25 protein-coding genes are annotated in these 18,892 nt (G+C 72.4%); 16 read left to right on the forward strand and 9 right to left on the reverse strand.

All coding sequences use genetic code 11. From position 1 onward, the window contains the following. Positions 1–4: 4 nt before the first annotated feature. From ACSBPG_RS00180 to ACSBPG_RS00195, 4 genes are all read right to left on the reverse strand, one after another. Positions 5–418 (reverse strand): EVE domain-containing protein, encoded by a 414-nt coding sequence (locus tag ACSBPG_RS00180; RefSeq protein WP_435535060.1) that lies wholly within the window; start codon positions 416–418, stop codon positions 5–7. Positions 419–430: 12 nt separating this feature from the next. Further along, a complete protein-coding gene (locus ACSBPG_RS00185) occupies positions 431–715 on the reverse strand; it encodes a YciI family protein (RefSeq protein WP_435535061.1) in 285 nt (94 codons plus the stop codon). 100 nt (positions 716–815) lie between these two features. Beyond that, positions 816–1,208, reverse strand: coding sequence for a hypothetical protein (locus tag ACSBPG_RS00190; RefSeq protein WP_435535062.1), 393 nt, complete (start codon positions 1,206–1,208; stop codon positions 816–818). A 7-nt stretch (positions 1,209–1,215) separates the two neighbouring features. Next, the gene (locus tag ACSBPG_RS00195) at positions 1,216–2,223 is read right to left on the reverse strand and encodes an NAD(P)H-dependent glycerol-3-phosphate dehydrogenase (protein ID WP_435535063.1); all 1,008 of its coding nucleotides are present in this window, start codon (positions 2,221–2,223) and stop codon (positions 1,216–1,218) included. Between the two features lie 141 nt (positions 2,224–2,364). On the opposite strand from ACSBPG_RS00195, the gene ACSBPG_RS00200 reads away from it, so the two are divergent. Then, complete coding sequence (locus ACSBPG_RS00200) at positions 2,365–3,054, forward strand: OmpA family protein (RefSeq protein WP_435535064.1); 690 nt, start codon at positions 2,365–2,367, stop codon at positions 3,052–3,054. Between the two features lie 2 nt (positions 3,055–3,056). Here ACSBPG_RS00200 and tsaD read toward each other — a convergent pair whose 3' ends face one another. Next, positions 3,057–4,127, reverse strand: a complete 1,071-nt coding sequence (gene tsaD / locus ACSBPG_RS00205) for a tRNA (adenosine(37)-N6)-threonylcarbamoyltransferase complex transferase subunit TsaD (RefSeq protein ID WP_435535065.1) — start codon at positions 4,125–4,127, stop codon at positions 3,057–3,059. Positions 4,128–4,198: 71 nt separating this feature from the next. Between tsaD and ACSBPG_RS00210 the strand changes: the two genes are divergently transcribed. After that, on the forward strand, positions 4,199–5,044 hold the full coding sequence (locus ACSBPG_RS00210) for a class I SAM-dependent methyltransferase (RefSeq protein ID WP_435535066.1): 846 nt from the start codon (positions 4,199–4,201) through the stop codon (positions 5,042–5,044). A gap of 10 nt (positions 5,045–5,054) precedes the next feature. Here the strand turns inward: ACSBPG_RS00210 and ACSBPG_RS00215 are convergent, their stop codons facing one another. From ACSBPG_RS00215 to ACSBPG_RS00225, 3 genes are all read right to left on the reverse strand, one after another. Next, complete coding sequence (locus ACSBPG_RS00215) at positions 5,055–5,246, reverse strand: hypothetical protein (protein WP_435535067.1); 192 nt, start codon at positions 5,244–5,246, stop codon at positions 5,055–5,057. Then, a complete protein-coding gene (locus ACSBPG_RS00220) occupies positions 5,243–5,407 on the reverse strand; it encodes a hypothetical protein (protein ID WP_435535068.1) in 165 nt (54 codons plus the stop codon). The genes ACSBPG_RS00215 and ACSBPG_RS00220 overlap by 4 nt, the downstream gene beginning before the upstream one ends. Before the next feature lie 149 nt (positions 5,408–5,556). Then, positions 5,557–5,817: an usg protein gene (locus ACSBPG_RS00225; RefSeq protein ID WP_435535069.1), complete on the reverse strand. Its 261-nt coding sequence runs from the start codon at positions 5,815–5,817 to the stop codon at positions 5,557–5,559. Positions 5,818–6,153: 336 nt separating this feature from the next. Between ACSBPG_RS00225 and groES the strand changes: the two genes are divergently transcribed. The 9 genes from groES to ACSBPG_RS00270 all read left to right on the forward strand — a co-directional run bounded on the left by groES (position 6,154) and on the right by ACSBPG_RS00270 (position 14,365). After that, positions 6,154–6,444, forward strand: coding sequence for a co-chaperone GroES (gene groES / locus ACSBPG_RS00230; protein WP_435535070.1), 291 nt, complete (start codon positions 6,154–6,156; stop codon positions 6,442–6,444). Positions 6,445–6,501: 57 nt separating this feature from the next. Further along, entirely contained in the window at positions 6,502–8,151 is a 1,650-nt protein-coding gene (gene groL / locus ACSBPG_RS00235; protein ID WP_435535071.1) for a chaperonin GroEL, read from the forward strand. Positions 8,152–8,291: 140 nt separating this feature from the next. Then, complete coding sequence (locus tag ACSBPG_RS00240; protein WP_435535072.1) at positions 8,292–8,696, forward strand: HEPN domain-containing protein; 405 nt, start codon at positions 8,292–8,294, stop codon at positions 8,694–8,696. Continuing rightward, positions 8,680–9,066, forward strand: a complete 387-nt coding sequence (locus tag ACSBPG_RS00245) for a nucleotidyltransferase domain-containing protein (protein ID WP_435535073.1) — start codon at positions 8,680–8,682, stop codon at positions 9,064–9,066. The genes ACSBPG_RS00240 and ACSBPG_RS00245 overlap by 17 nt, the downstream gene beginning before the upstream one ends. Further along, positions 9,063–10,292: a TIGR03862 family flavoprotein gene (locus ACSBPG_RS00250; RefSeq protein ID WP_435535074.1), complete on the forward strand. Its 1,230-nt coding sequence runs from the start codon at positions 9,063–9,065 to the stop codon at positions 10,290–10,292. The genes ACSBPG_RS00245 and ACSBPG_RS00250 overlap by 4 nt, the downstream gene beginning before the upstream one ends. A gap of 104 nt (positions 10,293–10,396) precedes the next feature. Then, positions 10,397–11,062, forward strand: coding sequence for a sulfite oxidase-like oxidoreductase (locus ACSBPG_RS00255; protein WP_435535075.1), 666 nt, complete (start codon positions 10,397–10,399; stop codon positions 11,060–11,062). Positions 11,063–11,214: 152 nt separating this feature from the next. Then, a complete protein-coding gene (locus ACSBPG_RS00260) occupies positions 11,215–12,933 on the forward strand; it encodes a 2-oxoacid:acceptor oxidoreductase subunit alpha (RefSeq protein WP_435535076.1) in 1,719 nt (572 codons plus the stop codon). 17 nt (positions 12,934–12,950) lie between these two features. Beyond that, on the forward strand, positions 12,951–13,835 hold the full coding sequence (locus ACSBPG_RS00265; RefSeq protein WP_435535077.1) for a 2-oxoacid:ferredoxin oxidoreductase subunit beta: 885 nt from the start codon (positions 12,951–12,953) through the stop codon (positions 13,833–13,835). After that, positions 13,832–14,365 (forward strand): ferritin-like domain-containing protein, encoded by a 534-nt coding sequence (locus tag ACSBPG_RS00270; RefSeq protein ID WP_435535078.1) that lies wholly within the window; start codon positions 13,832–13,834, stop codon positions 14,363–14,365. The genes ACSBPG_RS00265 and ACSBPG_RS00270 overlap by 4 nt, the downstream gene beginning before the upstream one ends. Before the next feature lie 31 nt (positions 14,366–14,396). Here the strand turns inward: ACSBPG_RS00270 and ACSBPG_RS00275 are convergent, their stop codons facing one another. Continuing rightward, positions 14,397–15,317 carry a helix-turn-helix domain-containing protein gene (locus ACSBPG_RS00275; RefSeq protein ID WP_435535079.1) on the reverse strand — a complete coding sequence of 307 codons (921 nt, stop codon included), beginning with the start codon at positions 15,315–15,317 and terminating at the stop codon, positions 14,397–14,399. A gap of 169 nt (positions 15,318–15,486) precedes the next feature. Between ACSBPG_RS00275 and ACSBPG_RS00280 the strand changes: the two genes are divergently transcribed. From ACSBPG_RS00280 to ACSBPG_RS00300, 5 genes are read left to right on the forward strand one after another with little or no spacing between them, the layout of a single operon-like run. After that, positions 15,487–16,632, forward strand: coding sequence for an amine dehydrogenase large subunit (locus ACSBPG_RS00280; protein ID WP_435535080.1), 1,146 nt, complete (start codon positions 15,487–15,489; stop codon positions 16,630–16,632). Then, positions 16,629–17,162 (forward strand): MauE/DoxX family redox-associated membrane protein, encoded by a 534-nt coding sequence (locus tag ACSBPG_RS00285; protein ID WP_435535081.1) that lies wholly within the window; start codon positions 16,629–16,631, stop codon positions 17,160–17,162. Before ACSBPG_RS00280 ends, ACSBPG_RS00285 begins: the two co-directional genes overlap by 4 nt. Positions 17,163–17,192: 30 nt before the next feature. After that, positions 17,193–17,801 carry a methylamine dehydrogenase accessory protein MauD gene (gene mauD, locus ACSBPG_RS00290; protein WP_435535082.1) on the forward strand — a complete coding sequence of 203 codons (609 nt, stop codon included), beginning with the start codon at positions 17,193–17,195 and terminating at the stop codon, positions 17,799–17,801. Positions 17,802–17,823: 22 nt separating this feature from the next. Continuing rightward, on the forward strand, positions 17,824–18,366 hold the full coding sequence (locus ACSBPG_RS00295; RefSeq protein ID WP_435535083.1) for a methylamine dehydrogenase light chain: 543 nt from the start codon (positions 17,824–17,826) through the stop codon (positions 18,364–18,366). Further along, positions 18,363–18,890: a c-type cytochrome gene (locus ACSBPG_RS00300; RefSeq protein ID WP_435535084.1), complete on the forward strand. Its 528-nt coding sequence runs from the start codon at positions 18,363–18,365 to the stop codon at positions 18,888–18,890. The genes ACSBPG_RS00295 and ACSBPG_RS00300 overlap by 4 nt, the downstream gene beginning before the upstream one ends. Positions 18,891–18,892: the final 2 nt, after the last annotated feature.

Raw genomic sequence — 18,892 nt, forward strand, 5'->3', positions numbered from 1 at the left:
CCGTCTACGCGGCGATTCCCGCCAGCTGGCAGATGTGCGCCCATTCGGCGTCGGTCACCGGGCACACGGAGAGGCGCGACTGGCGCACCAGGGCCATGTTGGCGAGCAGCGGATCGTCCTTCATCCGCTTGAGCGTCACCGGCGTGGCCACCGGCATGACCGCCGCCACGTCGACCATGCCGAAGCGCCCGGCGGGGTCGGAGGGATCGGGGTAGTACTCCCGCGCCACCTCGACCACGCCGACGATCTCCAGCCCCTCGTTCGAGTGGTAGAAGAACGCGCGGTCGCCGCGCTTCATGGCCTTCAGGTTGTTGGCGGCCTGGTGGTTGCGCACGCCGTCCCAGTGGGTGGTGCCGTCGGCGACCATGCGCTCCCAGGAATACTTGAAGGGCTCCGACTTCAGCAGCCAGCGGGCCATGCCGACGTCTCCTCAGCCCTTGGGATAGACCCGGCGCCAGGGCCGGATCTCGACGCTCTCGAACAGGCCGGCCTTGGCGTAGGGGTCGGCGGCGGCGAAGGCGTCGGCGGCGGCGCGGTCGGCGCACTCGACGATCAGCAGGCTGCCGACCATGCCGGCGCCGTCGTCCGACAGCAGCGGCCCGGCGACGACGATGCGGTCGCGGTTGGCCTCGAGATACTCCAGGTGGGTGGCGCGGTTGGCGGTGCGGATCTCGGCGGCACCGGCCTTGTCGACGCAGTGGAACATGAACAGCATGGGATCTCCCTCCCCTTTCGGTCGGGCGACCCTAGCGCAACCGGTGGCGGGGCGGAAGCCGCGGCGTGCCGGCGAGCGGCCCGCCGCGGCTTCCGCCCCCTCAGCGGGTCAGCATGGCGCTGTCCTTGCCGCACATCACGAAGACGCGGGCGTAGACCTTGAGCAGCGCCTGGATCAGGGCGTCGACGGGGGCGCTGCGCAAGGCCCTGGGGTGGGCCGGGTCGACGTGCAGCACGGCGCTGTCGGGGGTGTCGTTGAACCAGGCGAGCGCGTGGATGCGGTCGGGGCGCAGGTCGTCGGGGAAGGCCTCGTCCATCAGCCAGAAGCACTCGAAGTTCCGGCAGGACGGCGGGCGCTCCGCGTAGACGGTGCAGCCGCTGCCGCGGTCGCAGGCGTCGCACCAGCGCGCCGCCGGCTTCTTCAGTTCGGGGACCCCCATCAGCTTGCAGCACAGCGTGCAGTCGCCGCAGGTCCGCTTGTTCGCTTCGTCCATTCGTTCCTTATCCCTCTTCCTCGCGGAAGGGCCGCGACAGCAGGCCGCGGATGGTGTCGTCGAGGCCGGCGCCGCCGTTGAGGATGGCGTCGACGGCGCGGCAGATCGGCATGTCGACGCCGAGCCGGCCGGCCAGCCCGACCACGGCGCGGGCGGTGTAGACGCCCTCGGCCACCGAGCGGCGTTCGCCCAGCACCTCGGCCAGGGTCCGCCCCTCCCCCAGCGCCGCGCCGAGCGACATGTTGCGCGACTGCAGGCTGGAGCAGGTCAGGGTCAGGTCGCCGAGCCCGGACAGCCCCATCAGTGTCTCCGCCCGGCCGCCCAGCGCCACGGCGAGACGGGTGATCTCGGCGAGGCCGCGGGTGATCAGGGCGGCGCGCGCGTTGTCGCCGAGCCGGCGCCCGACGACCACGCCGCAGGCGATGGCCAGCACGTTCTTGACCGCCCCGCCGACCTGGGCGCCGACCAGGTCGTCCGTCAGATAGGGACGGAAGGTCAGGCTTCCCAGCGCTTCCCGCAGACGGGGCCCGAGCACCGGGTCGGCGCAGGCCAGGGTCACCGCGGTGGGCAGGCCGCGCGCCACCTCCGCGGCGAAGGTCGGCCCGGACAGCACCGCCAGCGGGGTTCCCGCCGGCAGCGCCGCGCCCACCGCCTCGGTCATCAGGGCGGTCGTCTCGATCTCGATCCCCTTGGCGCAGATCACCGCGGGCGCCCCCGGCCTGAGGTGCGGCGCCAGGCGCCCGGCGACGGTGCGCAGGTGCTGGGCCGGCGTGACCAGCAGCACCGCGTCGCAGCCGGCGAGATCGGCCAGCTCGGCGGTCGCCGCCAGCTCCGCCGGCAAGGCGACGCCCGGCAGGTAATCGGGGTTCTCGCGGTCGCGGGCGATCGCCGCCGCCACCGCCGGCTCGCGCGCCCACAGCAGCGTCTCGCGGCCGGCGCGCAACGCCGCCAGCGCCATCGCCGTGCCCCAGGCGCCGCCGCCGACGACGCCGACCCGCCGAACATTCTCCATCATGCCCATGCCTCCCCGTCCGCGCTCCGCCATGCATAGGCGACCGGGCGGACGACCGCAAAAGCAAAACAAACCGGCGGCTGGAGCGTTGTAGGTCGAAGTCCGCCCGCGTCCCGGCGGACCGCGAAGAACACGGAGGAGATCATGCTGCACCGCAAACCCGTCGCCGCCGCCCTGATCGCCGGCGCGCTCGCCACCGGAATCGCCGGCTGCGCCCAGCAGGGCCCCTACGGCCAGCAACAGGGCGGCATCGGCAACACCGGCGGCGGCGCCGTGCTCGGCGCGCTCGGCGGCGCCGCGGTCGGCGCCCTGGTCGGCGACGGCGCCGTCGACCGCCGCCAGAAGGCGCTGATCGGCGCCGGCATCGGCGCGCTGGCCGGCGGTGCCGCCGGCTACTACATGGACCGCCAGGAGCAGCAGTTCCGCCAGGAGCTGGCCAACACGCAGGTCAACGTGCAGCGCCAGCAGGAGACCATCGTGCTGACGGTGCCGAGCGGCATCACCTTCGCCCACGATTCGGCGGTGCTGCTGCCGCAGGCGCAGCAGTCGCTGAACGACGTCGGGCGGGTGCTGTCGCAGAACCCGCAGACCACCATCGACATCATCGGCTACACCGACGACACCGGCGCCGACGCCTACAACCAGACCCTGTCGCAGCAGCGCGCCCAGGCGGTCGCCGACTTCCTGGTCAGCCGCGGCGTGCAGCCCGCCCGCATCCTCACCGCCGGCCGCGGCGAGGCCAACCCGGTCGCCACCAACGCCACCGCCGAGGGGCGCGCCATGAACCGGCGCGTCGAGATCCGCGTCAACCCCTACCAGCAGCCGACCGCGTAGGGCTACGCCTTCACCCCCGCCCCGACGTCGGGGCGGCCGATGGCCGGCCGGGCCGTCGGGTCGAGGGGCCAGCGCGGGCGCGGCGCGAAGTCGAGGGGGTCGGTGTGGCCGAGGCGCAGGCGCTCGATGCCGGCCCAGGCGATCATCGCCGCGTTGTCGGTGCACAGGCGCAGCGGCGGCGCCACGAAGGGCAGCCCCTCGGCCGCCGCCAGCTCGGCCAGGCGACCGCGCAACGCCCGGTTGGCGGCCACCCCGCCGGCCACCACCAGGGCGCCGCCCTGCGGGTGGTCGCGGCGGAACTGGCGGATGGCGCGGCGGCAGCGGTCGGCCATGACGTCGGCGACCGCCGCCTGGAAGGCGGCGGCCAGGTCGTTGCGGTCGGCCTCGGCCAGCGGATCGGGCAGCCCGTCCACCGTCCGCCGCACCGCCGCCTTGAGGCCGGAAAAGGAGAAGTCGCAGCCCGGCCGCCCCAGCATCGGCTTGGGCAGGGGGAAGCGGCCGGGATTGCCGGCCGCCGCCGCCCGCTCCACCTGCGGCCCGCCGGGATAGCCGAGGCCGATCAGCTTGGCGGTCTTGTCGAACGCCTCGCCCACCGCGTCGTCGATGGTGGTGCCGAGGCGGCGGTAGCGCCCGACCCCTTCCACCACCAGCAACTGGCAATGGCCGCCCGACACCAGCAGCAGCAGATAGGGGAAGTCGACGCCGTCGGTCAGGCGCGCGGTGAGGGCGTGCCCTTCCAGATGGTTGACGGCGACGAAGGGGAGGCGCCGGGCGGCGCAGATCGCCTTGGCCGTCAGCACGCCGACGATGACGCCGCCGATCAGGCCGGGGCCGCCCGTCGCCGCCACCGCGTCGAGGTCGCCGAGCCCCACGCCGGCCTCGTCCAGCGCCCGCCGGACCAGGCCGTCGAGATGGTCGAGGTGGGCGCGCGCCGCCACCTCCGGCACGACGCCGCCGTAGGGCGTGTGGTCGGCGATCTGCGAGAGGACCACGTCGGCGCGGACGACGCGGCCGTCGGTGACGACGGCCGCCGCCGTCTCGTCACAGCTGGTTTCGATGCCGAGAACGATCATGGCCGCACCCTAGCCGGTTTCACCGGAGCGGGTATAGGGTCTTGCCCAATCACCCGGGAGAGCCGTTCCCCATGAACAAGGACGTGCCGGCGACCGACGCCACGATCCTCTACTACGACGCCGAGTTTCCCTCGCTGGAGGAGGGCGCGGTGCGCGCCGAAGACGTCGCCCGCCTGGCGCGTCTCGGCGTCCTCGGCGACGTCGCCTTCTACAAGGAGACGGCGCGCCGCGCCGCCGCCGGCCGGCGCGGCCCGGTGCTGGAGGTCGGCTGCGGCACCGGCCGGCTCGCCATACCGCTGGCCCGCATGGGGCTGGAGACCTACGCCGTCGACGTGAACGAGGCGATGCTGGACCGGCTGCGCGCCAAGCTGGCGGCCGAACCGGCGGAGGTACGCGCCCGCGTCCACGTGGTGCGCCAGGACGGTGCCTGCCTCGACCTGCCGCGCCGCGACTTCGCCTTCGCCGCCCTGCCGTTCAACGTGCTGATGCTGATCCCGGCCTTCGCCGAGCAGCGGCGGACGCTGGCGGCGCTGGCCGCCCACCTCGCCCCCGGCGCGCTGCTGGCGCTCGATCTCATGAATCCGCTGACCCTGCCCTTCGAGGCGCAGGGCTCGCCCGGCATCTCCGAGCCGCGGCGCAACCCGGCGACGGGGAACAGCTACGTCCGGCACTCCCTGCACAGCCGCCTCGACGACGAGCAGCGCCAGCGCGTCTACGGCGTCTACGAGGAGATGCTGGCGGACGGCACGGTGCGGATCACCGAATACGGCTTCTCCTGGCGGATGATCTTCCGCTGGGAGGCGGAGCTGATGCTCGACGCCGCCGGCTTCGCGGTGGAGCGGGTCGCCGGCGACTTCGAGGACGCCGACTGGTCGGCGGGCAGCCGCCGCATCGTCGTCACCGCGCGGCGCACCTGACCGGTCGGGCTCAGTCGAGCCAGCCGAACAGGCGCAGCAGATACGCCGCGGTGGCGAGCAGGGCGAGCACGCCGCCCGCCATGGCCACCGCCAGGAAGGTCTCCGCCGAGGCGGCGGCGCGGTCCGGCCCGTCCGCATCTCCCTTCCGGCCGTCCGGCGGCGGCCCCTCCCCGCCGTCCGGCGGCGGCCCGCCGCGCGTCACGCCGGCAGGTCCTTCAGCGCCTGGACGAGGAAGAACAGCCCGAACAGCAGGGCGAACACGCCGGCCAGGGTGGCGAACTCCAGCACCACCTCGCTCAGCCAGGGATCGGACCGCTCCTCGTCGGGACCGACCCGGTGCATCCCGCCCGTTCCGTCACCCATTCCCGCCCCCTCCGCCGGTCGCCGCGCCCACGGGCCTCCGGGCGAACGGCGGCCGGCGCGATTGCCTAAAATTTTAGACAATCGCGCCGGCGGCGGCTGTGACGGCCGTCACAGCGGCGTGGGTTTTGTGTGCGGGCGGGGAGCCCCGGTCAGTGCAGGCGCCACTCCGCGGCGACCCGCAGCTCGGCCTGCGAGACGATGGTCCGGCTGCCCAGGCGGACCGAGTGCAGCCGGCCGTCGAGGTTGGCGTGCCAGAAGTCGAGGAACCGCCGCAGCACCGGGTAGCGCGGGGCGAGGTCGAGGTCCTGCCAGACGTAGCTCTGCAGGAGGCCGGGATGGTCGGGCATGTGGTAGAGGATTTCCGCCGTCGTCAGGCGGTAGTCGCGAAGCTGGAGAGCCAAATTGGCCATGCGCAGTCTCCTTCGATGCCACCGGGGCATGGGCACGTACGTCCGTCCGGCAGACGTCCTCCTGAGGCGCTGCGCGCCGCCGGAGAACGTGTCACTTTGCCCGAATCGTGCCATTGCCCAGGTCAACGCGCAAGACCGTTTGTTGTTCCTTTTCAATGCTTTAGCAGCATGGCGCCAGGTCTGCTGCCAGGAGCTGGCGGATTTCGTCGCACACGGCTCTTGAATCCGCGACGGTACTCCATTAGCTGTCTGGCACTCACCGGGGGAGAGTGCTAACAACACCCGCCATCCGGCCCGCATTCCTTAAAGCGCCTTGATACCCAGGAGGCAACCATCATGAAGTTCCGTCCGCTGCACGACCGCGTCGTCGTCAAGCGTCTGGAGTCCGACACCAAGACCAAGGGCGGGATCATCATCCCCGACACCGCCAAGGAGAAGCCGCAGGAGGGCGAGATCGTCGCCGTCGGCCCCGGCGCGCGCGACGAGAACGGCAAGATCGTCGCCCTCGACGTCAAGGCGGGCGACCGCATCCTGTTCGGCAAGTGGTCGGGCACCGAGGTGAAGATCGACGGCGAGGACTACCTGATCATGAAGGAGTCCGACATCATGGGCATCATCGAGGCCTGAACGGTCTCTGCTGCTCCTGAGTGTCCAACCGAATAGCGAATTCAGAGGAATCAACGAATGGCTGCCAAGGACGTCAAGTTCTCCACGGGCGCTCGCGAGAAGATGCTGCGCGGCGTGGACATCCTCGCCGACGCCGTGAAGGTGACGCTGGGCCCGAAGGGCCGCAACGTGGTCATCGAGAAGTCGTTCGGCGCGCCGCGGATCACCAAGGACGGCGTGACCGTCGCCAAGGAGATCGAGCTGGCCGACAAGTTCGAGAACATGGGCGCCCAGATGGTGCGTGAGGTCGCGTCGAAGACGAACGACCTGGCCGGCGACGGCACCACCACGGCGACGGTTCTCGCCCAGGCCATCGTCCGCGAGGGCGTCAAGGCCGTGGCCGCCGGCATGAACCCGATGGACCTGAAGCGCGGCATCGACATGGCCGTCGAGGCCGTCGTGAACGACATCAAGGCGCGCGCCAAGAAGGTCACCACCAACGGCGAGATCGCCCAGGTCGGCACCATCTCCGCCAACGGCGAGGCCGAGATCGGCGCGATGATCGCCCAGGCCATGGAGAAGGTCGGCAACGAGGGCGTCATCACGGTCGAGGAGGCCAAGTCGCTCGAGACCGAGCTCGAGGTCGTCGAGGGCATGCAGTTCGACCGCGGCTACCTCAGCCCGTACTTCATCACCAACGCCGACAAGATGATCACGGAGCTGGAGAACCCCTTCATCCTGCTCCACGAGAAGAAGCTGTCCGGCCTGCAGGCCCTGCTGCCGGTCCTGGAGTCGGTGGTCCAGTCGTCGCGTCCGCTGCTGATCATCGCCGAGGACGTCGAGGGCGAGGCGCTGGCCACCCTGGTGGTCAACAAGCTGCGCGGCGGCCTGAAGGTCGCGGCCGTCAAGGCGCCGGGCTTCGGTGACCGCCGCAAGGCGATGCTCGAGGACATGGCCATCCTGACCGGCGGCCAGGTCATCAGCGAAGACCTCGGCATCAAGCTCGAGAACGTCACCATCGACATGCTGGGCACCGCCAAGAAGGTCGTGATCTCCAAGGAGAACACCACGATCGTCGACGGCGCCGGCGGCAAGGAGGACATCCAGGCCCGCTGCACCCAGATCCGCGCGCAGATCGAGGAGACCACCTCGGACTACGACCGCGAGAAGCTGCAGGAGCGTCTGGCGAAGCTGGCCGGCGGCGTGGCCGTCATCCGCGTCGGCGGCGCCACCGAGGTCGAGGTGAAGGAGCGCAAGGACCGCGTCGACGACGCCATGCACGCCACCCGTGCGGCCGTCGAGGAGGGCATCGTCGCCGGCGGCGGCACCGCGCTGCTCTACGCCGCCAAGGCGCTCGACGCCCTGAAGCCGGCCGACGACGACCAGCGCGTCGGCGTCGACATCGTCCGCCGCGCCCTGCAGGCGCCGATCCGGCAGATCGCCTACAACGCCGGCACCGACGGCTCGATCATCGTCGGCAAGCTGCTCGAGCAGGGCGACGCCAACTACGGCTACGACGCCCAGAAGGGCGCCTACTGCGACATGGTGTCGGAAGGCATCATCGACCCGGTGAAGGTGGTGCGCACCGCGCTGCAGGACGCCGCCTCGGTGGCCGGCCTGCTGATCACCACCGAAGCCATGGTGGCCGAGAAGCCGGAGAAGAAGGCCCCGGCGATGCCGGGCGGCGACATGGGCGGCATGGGCGGCATGGGCGACATGGGCTTCTAAGCCCGCGTCGTTCCGTCCACCGACCGAACGGAAGGGGGCGCTCCCGCGAGGGGGCGCCCCTTTTCGTCCGGGTTCCGCTATGCCCGCTTGACAGGGAGGACCGGACGCGTTGCCCTGAGGCGCTTCGCAAGGAGGTCGCCATGTCCGAGCGCGTTGCCGCGTGGGTCCGGCAGTCGCAGGCCGATCTGACGCACGCCCGCAGGGCGCTCGCGGACGGCAGCAACGACTGGACCTGCTACGCCGCGTCGCAGGCGGCGGAGAAGATGCTCAAGGCGGCGCTCCTGGCGCTCGGTGCGGACATGGTGTGGGGGCACAACCTGGTGGCCCTGCTCGACCGCATCGGCGGGGAGGCGGGGCTGGACCTTCCTCGAACGGCGCTGGACGATGCCCGCGTGCTCACCCAGTTCAACGTGATGGCACGTTATCCCATCGGCGACGAGACGATCGCCCCGTCCGACCTGCTGACCCGCGCGCAGGCGGTCGAAGCGGTCGCCGCCGCCGAGCGCCTGGTCGACCTGGTGCAGTCCCATGTCCTCGGCCGTTGACCGTCTTCCCCCGGCGACCGCCGCCGCCCGCCGCCGCCGCCGCGAGGCGGTCATCGCGTCGTTGCGGAATGCCCTGGCGGCCCGCGCGCCGCAGGGCGTGCGCGAGGTCGTCCTCTTCGGGTCCTGGGCGCGCGGCACCTTCGACGGGCACTCCGACATCGACCTCCTCGTGGTGACGGACGACGAGGCGGTGGTGTTCGACGCCCGGGGGCTGCCCGGCGCCGAGCGGACCGACGTCGTGGTCGTTCCAGCCGCGCGTCTGGCCGGCTTCCTGGCCGAGGGGCACGGCTTTTACGGCAAGGCGGTGGCGGACGGCGTGCGGGTTTATCCCGTCCCCCCCGCTTCCGATCGTCCAGGACCACTCCCTTGAACGACTCCCTCCAGTGCGACGTTGCGGTGGTCGGCGCCGGCCCGGCCGGGTTGATGGCGGCCGAGGTGCTGGCCGGGCACGGGCTGGCCGTGCGGGTGTTCGAGCGGATGCCGACGCCGGCGCGCAAGCTGCTGCTGGCCGGCCGCGGTGGGCTGAACCTCACGCATTCCGAGCCGCTGGACGCCTTCCTCGGCCGCTACGGCGAGCGGCAGGCCGCGATCCGCGCGTGGCTGGCGGGGTTCTCGCCGGACGACCTGCGGGCCTGGGCGGCGGGGCTGGGGGTGGAGACCTTCGTCGGCAGCTCCGGCCGGGTGTTCCCGGTGCAGATGAAGGCGTCGACCTTGGTGCGGGCGTGGCTGCGCCGCCTCGCCGACCGCGGGGTGACGCTGCACACCCGCCACCGCTGGCTCGGCTGGGGCGACGACGGGGCGCTGCGCTTCGACGCGCCCTCCGGCGCCGTGGCGGTGCGGGCGCGCGCCGCGGTGCTGGCGCTCGGCGGGGCGAGCTGGCCGCGCACCGGCTCCGACGGCGCCTGGACCGAGCTGCTGGCCGGCCGCGGCGTGGCGCTGGCGCCGCTGCGCCCGGCCAACGTCGGCTTCGAGGTGCCGTGGTCGGACCATCTGCGCGAGCGCTTCGAGGGGCAGCCGGTCAAGCCGGTGGCCCTGGCGTTCGGCGAGCGCCGGGTGAAGGGCGAGTTCGTCGTCACCGCCACCGGCATCGAGGGCGGCGCGGTCTATGCCCTCGGCGCTCCCCTGCGCGACGCGGTGGAGCGCGACGGCTGGGCGGCTCTCACCGTCGACCTGCTGCCCGATCTGGCGGCGGCCGAGGTGCGGCGGCGCCTCGACCGGCGCGGCGCGGAATCCCTGGCGACCTTCCTGAAGAAGGCGTTCGCGCTGACCGGCGTGCGGGCGGCGCTGCTGCGCGAGTTCGCGCCGCGCGAGGCGCTCAACGACCCGGCGGCGCTGGCCGGGCAGCTCAAGGGGCTGTCCGTGGTGATCACCGGGGTGCGGCCGCTCGACCGCGCCATCTCCACCGCCGGCGGCGTGCGCTTCGCGGCGGTCGACGGCGGGCTGATGCTCGAGGCCCTGCCCGGCGTCTTCGTCGCCGGCGAGATGCTGGACTGGGAGGCGCCGACCGGCGGCTACCTCCTGCAGGCCTGCTTCGCCAGCGGCGTCCGCGCCGCCCGCGGGGTGACGGATTGGCTGGCGGACGGCGTGCGGATCTAGAACGCGAAGGATGGAAGGATGAACGATGCTTCCATACTTTCATTCTTCGCGTTTTGTCCCAGCACCCTTTCCGCCAGCCGACACGCGAACCGAGGGAGCCCGGCATGTCCGACGAGATCAACCGCAAGCTGATCGAGACCAAGGAGAAGTGGGCCCGCGAGGGGCGCGGCCTCACCGGCGGAACCGCCGACCCGCGGCGCGACCGCCTGCCGCCCGGCCAGCACCTCGTCACCAACTGGCCGGTGCTCGACCTCGGGGTGCAGCCGCGCATCGACCCGCGGCTGTGGCGCCTGACGGTCGACGGGCTGGTGGAGACACCGCTGGTGTGGAAGCAGGACGACGTCGCCGCCCAGCCGCAGACCGACAGCGTGTCGGACATCCATTGCGTCACCACCTGGTCGCGCTACGACAACCGCTGGCGGGGGATCTCCGCCCGCCACCTGCTGTCGGCGGTCCGGCCGCGGCCGGAGGCGCGCTTCGTCCTGTTCCAGTCCTACGACACCTACACCACCAACCTGCCGCTGTCGGCCTTCGACGACGACGACGTGCTGCTGGCGACCCACTGGCAGGACGCGCCGCTGGAGCTGGACCATGGCGGGCCGCTGCGGGTGGTCGTGCCCAAGCTCTACTTCTGGAAGAGCGCCAAGTGGGTCAAGCGCATCACCTTCGCCGCCGAGGACCAGCCGGGCTATTGGGAAGTCCGCGGCTACCACAACCACGGCGATCCCTGGACCGAGGAGCGCTACGCCGACGACGGCGATCCCGCCTGACCGCGGCGGCTGCGAGCGATTCGCATCGCCTGCGGCAATTCGCGGCCTTTTCCGATTGCGTTGCTCCAGATCATTTCCTTGCTCCCAAGAAGCCGCGTAGGACCTGAACCGTCGCGGATGGACCTTGGCACGAGGGGAGGAAGGACGCAGCGATGACGGTGGATTCGGTCACGATCGCCCTGGTGGGCAGCGGCGGCGCCGGCGTCATGACGGCCGGGCAGATGCTGCTGGACGCGGCGGCCAACGTCGGCTGGTACGGGCTGATGTCGCGCTCCTCCGGGCCGCAGATCCGCGGCGGCGAGGCGGCCGCCTTCGTCCGTCTGTCGCCGCGGCCGGTGCACGGGCCGGGCGACCGCTTCGACCTGGTCGTCGCCTTCGACTGGCAGAACGTCGAGCGCTTCACCGCCGAGCTGCCGCTGACCGCCGACAGCGTCATCGTCACCGACCCCGCCCAGGGCGAGGTGCCGGCGGCGCTGGCCGCCAGCGGCGCCCGGCGGATCGAGCTGCCGATCAAGGAATGGGCCGCGTCGATCCCCGGCGGCCGCGTCAACATGGTGGGGCTCGGCGCCATCGCCGCCATCGTCGGGCTGCCGCGCCGCGGCATCGAGGCGGTGGTCGACCGGGCGCTGGGCAAGAAGGGGCCGGCCGCCGTGCAGGCGTCGCTCGCCGGCGCCGAGGCCGGCGCCAAGGCGGTCGCCGGCTGGCATCTCGGCCTCGAGCTGGCGCCGCCGCAGCCGGCCGCGGACGCGGTGCGCTGGAACATCTCGGGCAACGAGGCGGCCGGCTTCGGCGCGCTGAAGGCCGGGGTGCGCTTCTGCGCCGCCTATCCCATCACCCCGGCGACCGAGATCCTGGAGTGGCTGGCGCCCAACCTCGCGCGCACCGGCGGCACGCTGGTGCAGGCCGAGGACGAGTTGGCCTCCATCAACATGTGCATCGGCGCCTCGTTCGGCGGCGTGCCCTCGCTCACCGCCACCGCCGGCCCCGGCCTGTCCCTGATGATCGAGGCGCTGGGCCTGTCGCAGGCCTCCGAGACGCCGGTCGTCGTCGTCGACGTGATGCGCGGCGGCCCCTCCACCGGCATCCCGACCAAGTCGGAGCAGTCCGACCTCAACATCGCCGTCTACGGCCTGCACGGCGACGCGCCGCACCTGGTGGTGGCGCCCAACTCCATCGCCGACTGCCTCACCGCCACCCAGTGGGCGGTCCACCTGGCCGAGGCGCTGCAGAGCCCCTGCGTCGTGCTGTCCGACCAGGCCATGGGCCAGAGCCGCGCCGTGGTCGACAAGCCGGCCGAGATCCCCCACCGGGCCGAGCGCCTGCTGGCCGACGGCCTCGCCGGCGGCTTCAAGCGCTACGCCGTGACCGAGAGCGGCGTCTCCCCCACGGCGATCCCCGGCATGCCGGGCGGCGAGCACACCGCCGACGGGCTGGAGCACGCCGAGAGCGCCCTGCCCTCCAGCCAGGCGTCGGACCATCACACCCAGCTCGACAAGCGCCTGCGCAAGCTGGAGCGCCACGACTACGGCGCCCTGTGGGCCGACGTCGAGGGCGAGGGCGAGGTGGCGGTCCTCACCTGGGGCTCGGTCACCGGGGCGGCGCGCGAGGCGGCCGCCCGCCTGCGCGCCGAGGGCAGGCGGGTGCGCCTGGTGTCGCTGCGCCTGCTGGCGCCCTTGCGGACCGCGGCCCTGGCCGAGGCGCTGGCCGGCGTCACCACGGTGCTGATCGTCGAGCAGAGCCACGGCGCGCAGTTCCACAAGTACCTGCGCGCCCACATGGACCTGCCGGGCCGGGTGGCGGTGCTGAGCCAGCCCGGGCCGCTGCCGATCCGCGCCGACGCGGTGCGCGAGACGCTCGTTTCCCTGATGTGACCGCCGGGAGCACGGACATGGACACCCACCTGAACGACCAGGCGGTCGCCGCCGGCCAGCCCGCCGCCCCCACCGCCGCCCCCCCGGCCGCCCCGGCCGCCCACGACTACAAGTCGGCGGTCAAGCCGATCTGGTGCCCGGGCTGCGGCGACTATTCGGTGCTGGCCGCGGTGACCCGCGCCTTCGCCACCATGGGTCTGCAGACGCACGACACGGCGGTGGTGTCGGGCATCGGCTGCTCGTCGCGCATCCCCGCCTACACCGCGGTGTACGGCTTCCACGGCGTCCATGGCCGGGCGCTGGCCGCCGCCTCGGGCCTGAAGCTGGCGCGCCCCGACCTGACGGTCGTGGTGTTCGGCGGCGACGGCGACGGCTTCTCGATCGGCGGCAACCATTTCCTGCACGCCTGCCGGCGCAACATCGACCTGACCTACGTGGTCATGGACAACCAGGTCTACGGCATGACCAAGGGCCAGGCGTCGCCGACCACCGAATCCGACTGGTGCGAGAGCAAGCTGACCCCCACCGGCCCCGGCGTGTCGCCGATCCAGCCGGTGCAGCTGGCGATCGCCTGCGGCGCCAACTTCGTCGCCCGCGGCTTCGCCGGCGACCCCAACGGCGTCGCCCGGCTGATCGTCGAGGCGGTCCGCCACCCCGGCTTCTCGGTGGTGCAGGTGCTGAGCCCCTGCGTCACCTTCCGCCCGGAGCAGCGGGCCTGGAAGAGCACGGTGCGCCCCTACGGCCGCGAGCCGGCGGCCGATCCGGCCATGGCCATGCGCAACGCCCTGGAGGACGACGGCTTCGGGCTCGGCGTGTTCCTGGCCGGCAACCGCCGCCCCTACCGGCCCGAGCATGCCGCCACCGCCACCATCGCCGAGATCGAGGGAGGGTTCGCGGTATGACCGTCAAGGTGACGAGCGGCGCGGCCAGCGTCGGCCTGTTCCTCGCCCACGCCGTCGAGCTGGAGACCGAGGCGGCGGACCGCTACGAGGAGCTGGCCGACAGCATGGAGGCGCACAACAACGTCGACGTCGCCGCGCTGTTCCGGGAGATGGCCGGGTACTCGCGCAAGCACCGCGACGAGGTGCTGGGGATCGCCGAGGCCTTCGGTCCGCTGCCGGCGGTGGCACCCTGGGAGTTCGAGTGGGACGCGACGGCGGAGTCGCCCGAAGCGGCGGCGTTCGAGCACACCCATTACCTGATGACCGCCCACCACGCCCTGCGGATGGCGCTGCGGTGCGAGACCCAGGGCAGCAAGTACTACGCCGCCGTCGCCGCCGCGACCAAGGACCCGCGGGTCGCCGAACTGGCCCGCAGCTTCGCCGACGAGGAGGCGGGGCACGTCGAGCTGGTCAAGCGGTGGCTGCAGCGCTACCCCGCCCCGCCCGAGGGGTGGGACGACGACCCCGACCCGCCCAACATCTCGGACTGACGGACGGCGCCGGCCCGGGCGGCGGCCGGCCTCACCCCGCCGCCCGCCGCACCGTCTGCGACGGCGTCTCGCCGTACTGCGCCGCGTAGTAGGCGGAGAAGCGGCCGAGGTGCCAGAAGCCCCACTTCATGGCGACCTCCGACACGGTGGTCGCCGCCCCGGCCGACACCGCCAGGTCGCGGCGCGCGCCGTCCAGGCGCTGCTGGCGCAGCCAGGTGCCGGGTCCCACCCCCACCGACACGAGGAACGCCCGGCGCAGCGCCTCGGTCGACACGTCCAGCCGCCGCGCCAGGCCGGCGATGGTGTGCGGGTCCTCGCGCTCCTCGGCGACCAGCTCGCGGGCCCGCAGGAACAGGCGGAAATCGGCGCGCGTCGCCGGATCGGCGGCCCGCCCGCCGGCGGCGATGCGGTCGAAGAGGTGGGCCAGCTTGTCGGCGACCAGCCCCACCAGCACCTGGGTGTGCTCGGCCGCCGCCGGCACCTCCCCCACCGTGTGGCCCAGCAGCAGCGACAGGAACCAGGCGCCCGCCAGCTCGGCCTCGGGAAAGCTGCGGGCGAAGCGCAGCGGCGACGCGCGGCGGCGCGGCGGCGGCAGCAGGGCGTCGTCGACGGTGACCAGCAGCAGATCGCTGTCCGCGGCCACCGATACGTGCACCTCGTCGCCGCCGTGCAGCATCATCACGCTGTCGCCGGCGATGCGCGTGGCGTTGGTGCGGCAGTCCGTGGCCGGCGACAGGGGCTGGACGAACACCGTCCGTCCGGCCGGCGCGGCGACCCGCTCCTCCACGGCGACGCTGATCCGCTCCCGGACGATCGACACGCCCGGCATGCGCAGGGTCTCGATGGAACCGGAATAGCCGCCGGGCTTCAGCTGGGTGTAGCGCTGCCACCAGCCGTCGAGGCCGCGCTCCTGCTCGCAGGCGTCCCCGTAGTTCCGACGAACGTACTCCATGCCCGGCCTCCGGCGGACTCCCATAAGCGTTTACTGAAGTGGACGCCCAATATTTCGTCAAGTCAAATCAATGCCCAAAAATTGGGCTCATTGGTCCGCGAAAATTGGATAGCGGGACCGTCGATGGCGCGCGTACCGTCGTTCGCAGTCCAAGCATGGAGGCATCGACGTGGTCCAGTTGGAACGACTCGCCCTGTGCGCCCTAATGGCCGTCGCCAGCGCGCCGGCCCTGGCCCAGCAGGCGGACTTCAAGCCTGAACAGCTCACCGTCAAGGCGGCCATCGATCCCGGCCCCAACGTCCTCGTCTACCAGCAGGAATGGAAGGGGGCCGGGTCGGTCGCCGTGTTCGGCAAGGACGATCTCGCCTTCAAGGGGCTGATGACGAGCGGCGCCATGGGGCAGATGCTGGTGGCCCCCGACGGCAAGACGGCCTACAGCCAGTCCACCTTCATGAAGCGCATCGTCTACGGCGACATCGAGCAGGTGGTCCAGGTCTACGACGTCGGCACCCTGTCGGTGGTCAAGGAGATCGCCCTGCCGCCCAAGGCGGCCATGGTGCTGGGCTACACGCCGCTGTTCGAGCAGAGCGCCGACGGCAAGTTCCTCTACGTCCAGAACGCCACCCCGGCGGCTTCGGTCACGGTCGTCGACACGGCCAAGGCCGCCGCCGTCCAGGAGATCCCGACGCCGGGCTGCTGGGGCATCTATCCCACCGCCGCCGGCCACGGCTTCTCCACCATCTGCGGCAACGGCACCTTCGCCAGCTTCGCCCTGGGCGACGACGGCGCGGCGGCCGGCAAGACGCAGAGCGCCAAGATCTTCGACGTCGACGGCGATCCGCTGTTCATTCCCGCGGCGCGCGCCGGGGGCGACCTGTTGTTCCTGTCCTACAACGGCACCATCCACCGCCTGTCCGACGCCGACGGCACGGTGAAGACGGTGGAGACCCTGAAGATCAACGACGGCGTCGAGGGCGCCTGGGCGCCCGGCGGCTACAACATGGTCGCCTACAACGACAAGGCCGGCGTGCTCTTCGTCGGCATGCACGCCAACGCCGGCGACGGCAGCCACAAGAACGCCGCCGAGGAGATCTGGGCCTACGACGTCAAGGCCAAGAAGCTGCTGTCGCGTTCGCCGGTCGAGCACGTGTCCTCCTTCACCGTCAGCGCCGACGAGGCGCCGGTCGTGTTCGGCCTGAGCGAGGAGCCGAAGCTGTTCCGCTTCACCACCGACCCCAAGGGCGGCTACGCCCTGGCCAAGGCCGGCGAGACGGGCCTGACCGGCTTCGTCTCGGTGGTCGCGGTGACGCCATGACCGGGGAGGCGTGGAGCGGCCTCGTGTCGGGCACGGCCGTGGTCTTCACCACCCTGCTGTTCGCCCGCGCCGCCCTGCACAAGCTGTGGGACTTCACCGCCTTCACCGGCTACGTCGCCGACTACCGGCTGGTGCCCGAGGCGTGGTCGCGCGGCGCCGCCCTGGCGGCGGTGGCGGCCGAGCTGCTGGCCGTCGCGGCGCTCGTGCTCCCCGGCGGCCAGGCGGTGGGAACCGCGCTCGCCATCGCCCTGCTGCTCGGCTACGCCGGCGCCATGGCGGTCAACCTGCGGCGCGGCCGCGACCGCATCGAATGCGGCTGCGGCGGCGCGGTGCAGCCGATCGGCCGCGGCCTGGTGCTGCGCAACCTGGTGCTGAGCGCCGTCGCCGCCGCCGGCCTCGGCGGCGCGCCGTTCGCCCTGCCGGCGGCGGCCGTGGTCGCCACGCTGCTGGCCGGCTGCACCCTGTGGATCGGCTACGCGCTGGTCGAGCAGCTCCTCGCCAACGCCGCCTACCTGCGCCGCCGCGCCTGACGCGGCCGCTCGCGAAAGAGGAAGAGAGACATGGATACCGTGAGCGTGCTGATCTTCGCCGTGGCCGTGCTGTGGCTGGTGGTGATCGCGCTGATCGTCGCCCTGTTCGCGATGGCCCGGCAGGTCGGCGTCCTGTTCGAACGCATCTCGCCCATGGGGGCGCTGATCAACGATTCCGGGCCGAAGGTGGGGGACGCGACGCCGCGCTTCGCCCTGCCCAGCCTGACCGGCGGCGAGGTGGTCATCGGCCCGAAGCCGGAGCGGTCGACCCTGGTGTTCTTCGTGTCGCCGACCTGCCCGGTGTGCAAGAAGCTGCTGCCCGTGCTGCGCTCGGTCCGCCAGTCCGAGCGGGCCTGGCTCGACGTCGTGCTGGCCAGCGACGGCGAGGAGGACAAGCACCGCCGCTTCATCGAGACCGCCGACCTCGCGGCCTTCCCCTACGTGGTCTCGACCGAGCTGGGCCTCGCCTACCGGGTCGCCCGCCTGCCCTTCGCCGTGCTCATCGACAGCGCCGGCACCGTCCGCTCCAAGGGGCTGGTGAACAACCGCGAGCAGCTCGAGAGCCTGTTCAACGCCCACGAGATGGGGGTCGGCTCGATCCAGAGCTTCCTGGACGGCGCCGCACCGGCCCGCACCTGACCATCGGAAAAGGAGGATCGACGTGATCAACCTGTTCGACGCCATCCTGGAGCGCTTCGACCGGCTCACCGAGCGCGGCGCCCGCGCCATGGCCAAGAGCAACGGCCGGCGCAGCTTCCTCGCCCGCACCGGCACGCTGATGCTGGGCGGCGCGGTGATGCCGCTCCTGCCCTTCGACCGCACCTTCGGCCAGGCCTTCGCCGCCACCACCGAGCCCGGCGGCGACGAGGCGCTGCTGTGCGAGTACTGGCGCTACTGCGCCCTCGACGGCAACCTGTGCAGCGCCTGCGGCGGCTCGCTGACGCAGTGCCCGCCGGGCGCCGAGGCGTCCAAGGTGTCGTGGGTCGGCACCTGCCGCAACCCCAACGACGGCAAGGACTACCTCGTCGCCTACAACGACTGCTGCGGCAAGCCGATCTGCGACAACAGCCCGTTCTGCCTGACCTCCAAGGGCGAGCGGCCGGGCTACCGCATGGGCCTGCACAACGACATCAATTGGTGCATGGCGAACGCCTCCAAGGGCTACCATTGCACGGTGGCCGTGCTGGTCGGCCTGGCCGAATGATGCGCCGGGCCCTGATCGCGGCGGTGGCGGCGGGGATGGCGGCGGGGATGGCGGCGGGGATGGCCTCGTCGGCGGCCCTCGCCGCCGACGGTCAGCGGGTGTCGGCGGCCCTCGCCGCCGACGGTCAGCGGGTGTCGGCGGCCCTCGCCGCCGACGGCCAGCGGGTGTTCGAGGAGGTGTGCGCCGCCTGCCACCAGCCCGGCGGCGTCGGCGCCCCCGGCCTGGCGCCGCCGCTGGTCGACGCGCCGTTGTGGCAGCGGCTCGGCGACGCGGCGCCGAACTACGTCGCCGGCGTCCTGCTGGGCGGCCTGTCCGGCACCATCGAGGTCGGCGGCGAGCGCTTCGTCGGCCTGGTGATGCCGCCGCAGAACGCCCTCGACGACGACGCCCTGGCGGCGGTCGCGACCTACGTGCTGAAGGGCCTGAACGGCGTCGACCGGACGGTCGAGCCGTCGCTGATCGCCCGGACGCGCGGCGACGTGCCGTCCCACGGCGCGCTCCGGGAGATGCGCAAGGGAGGCTGAGC

Origin of the sequence: Azospirillum sp. ST 5-10, assembly GCF_051225715.1 — a bacterium.
In the GTDB taxonomy this organism is placed as follows: Bacteria; Pseudomonadota; Alphaproteobacteria; order Azospirillales; family Azospirillaceae; genus Azospirillum.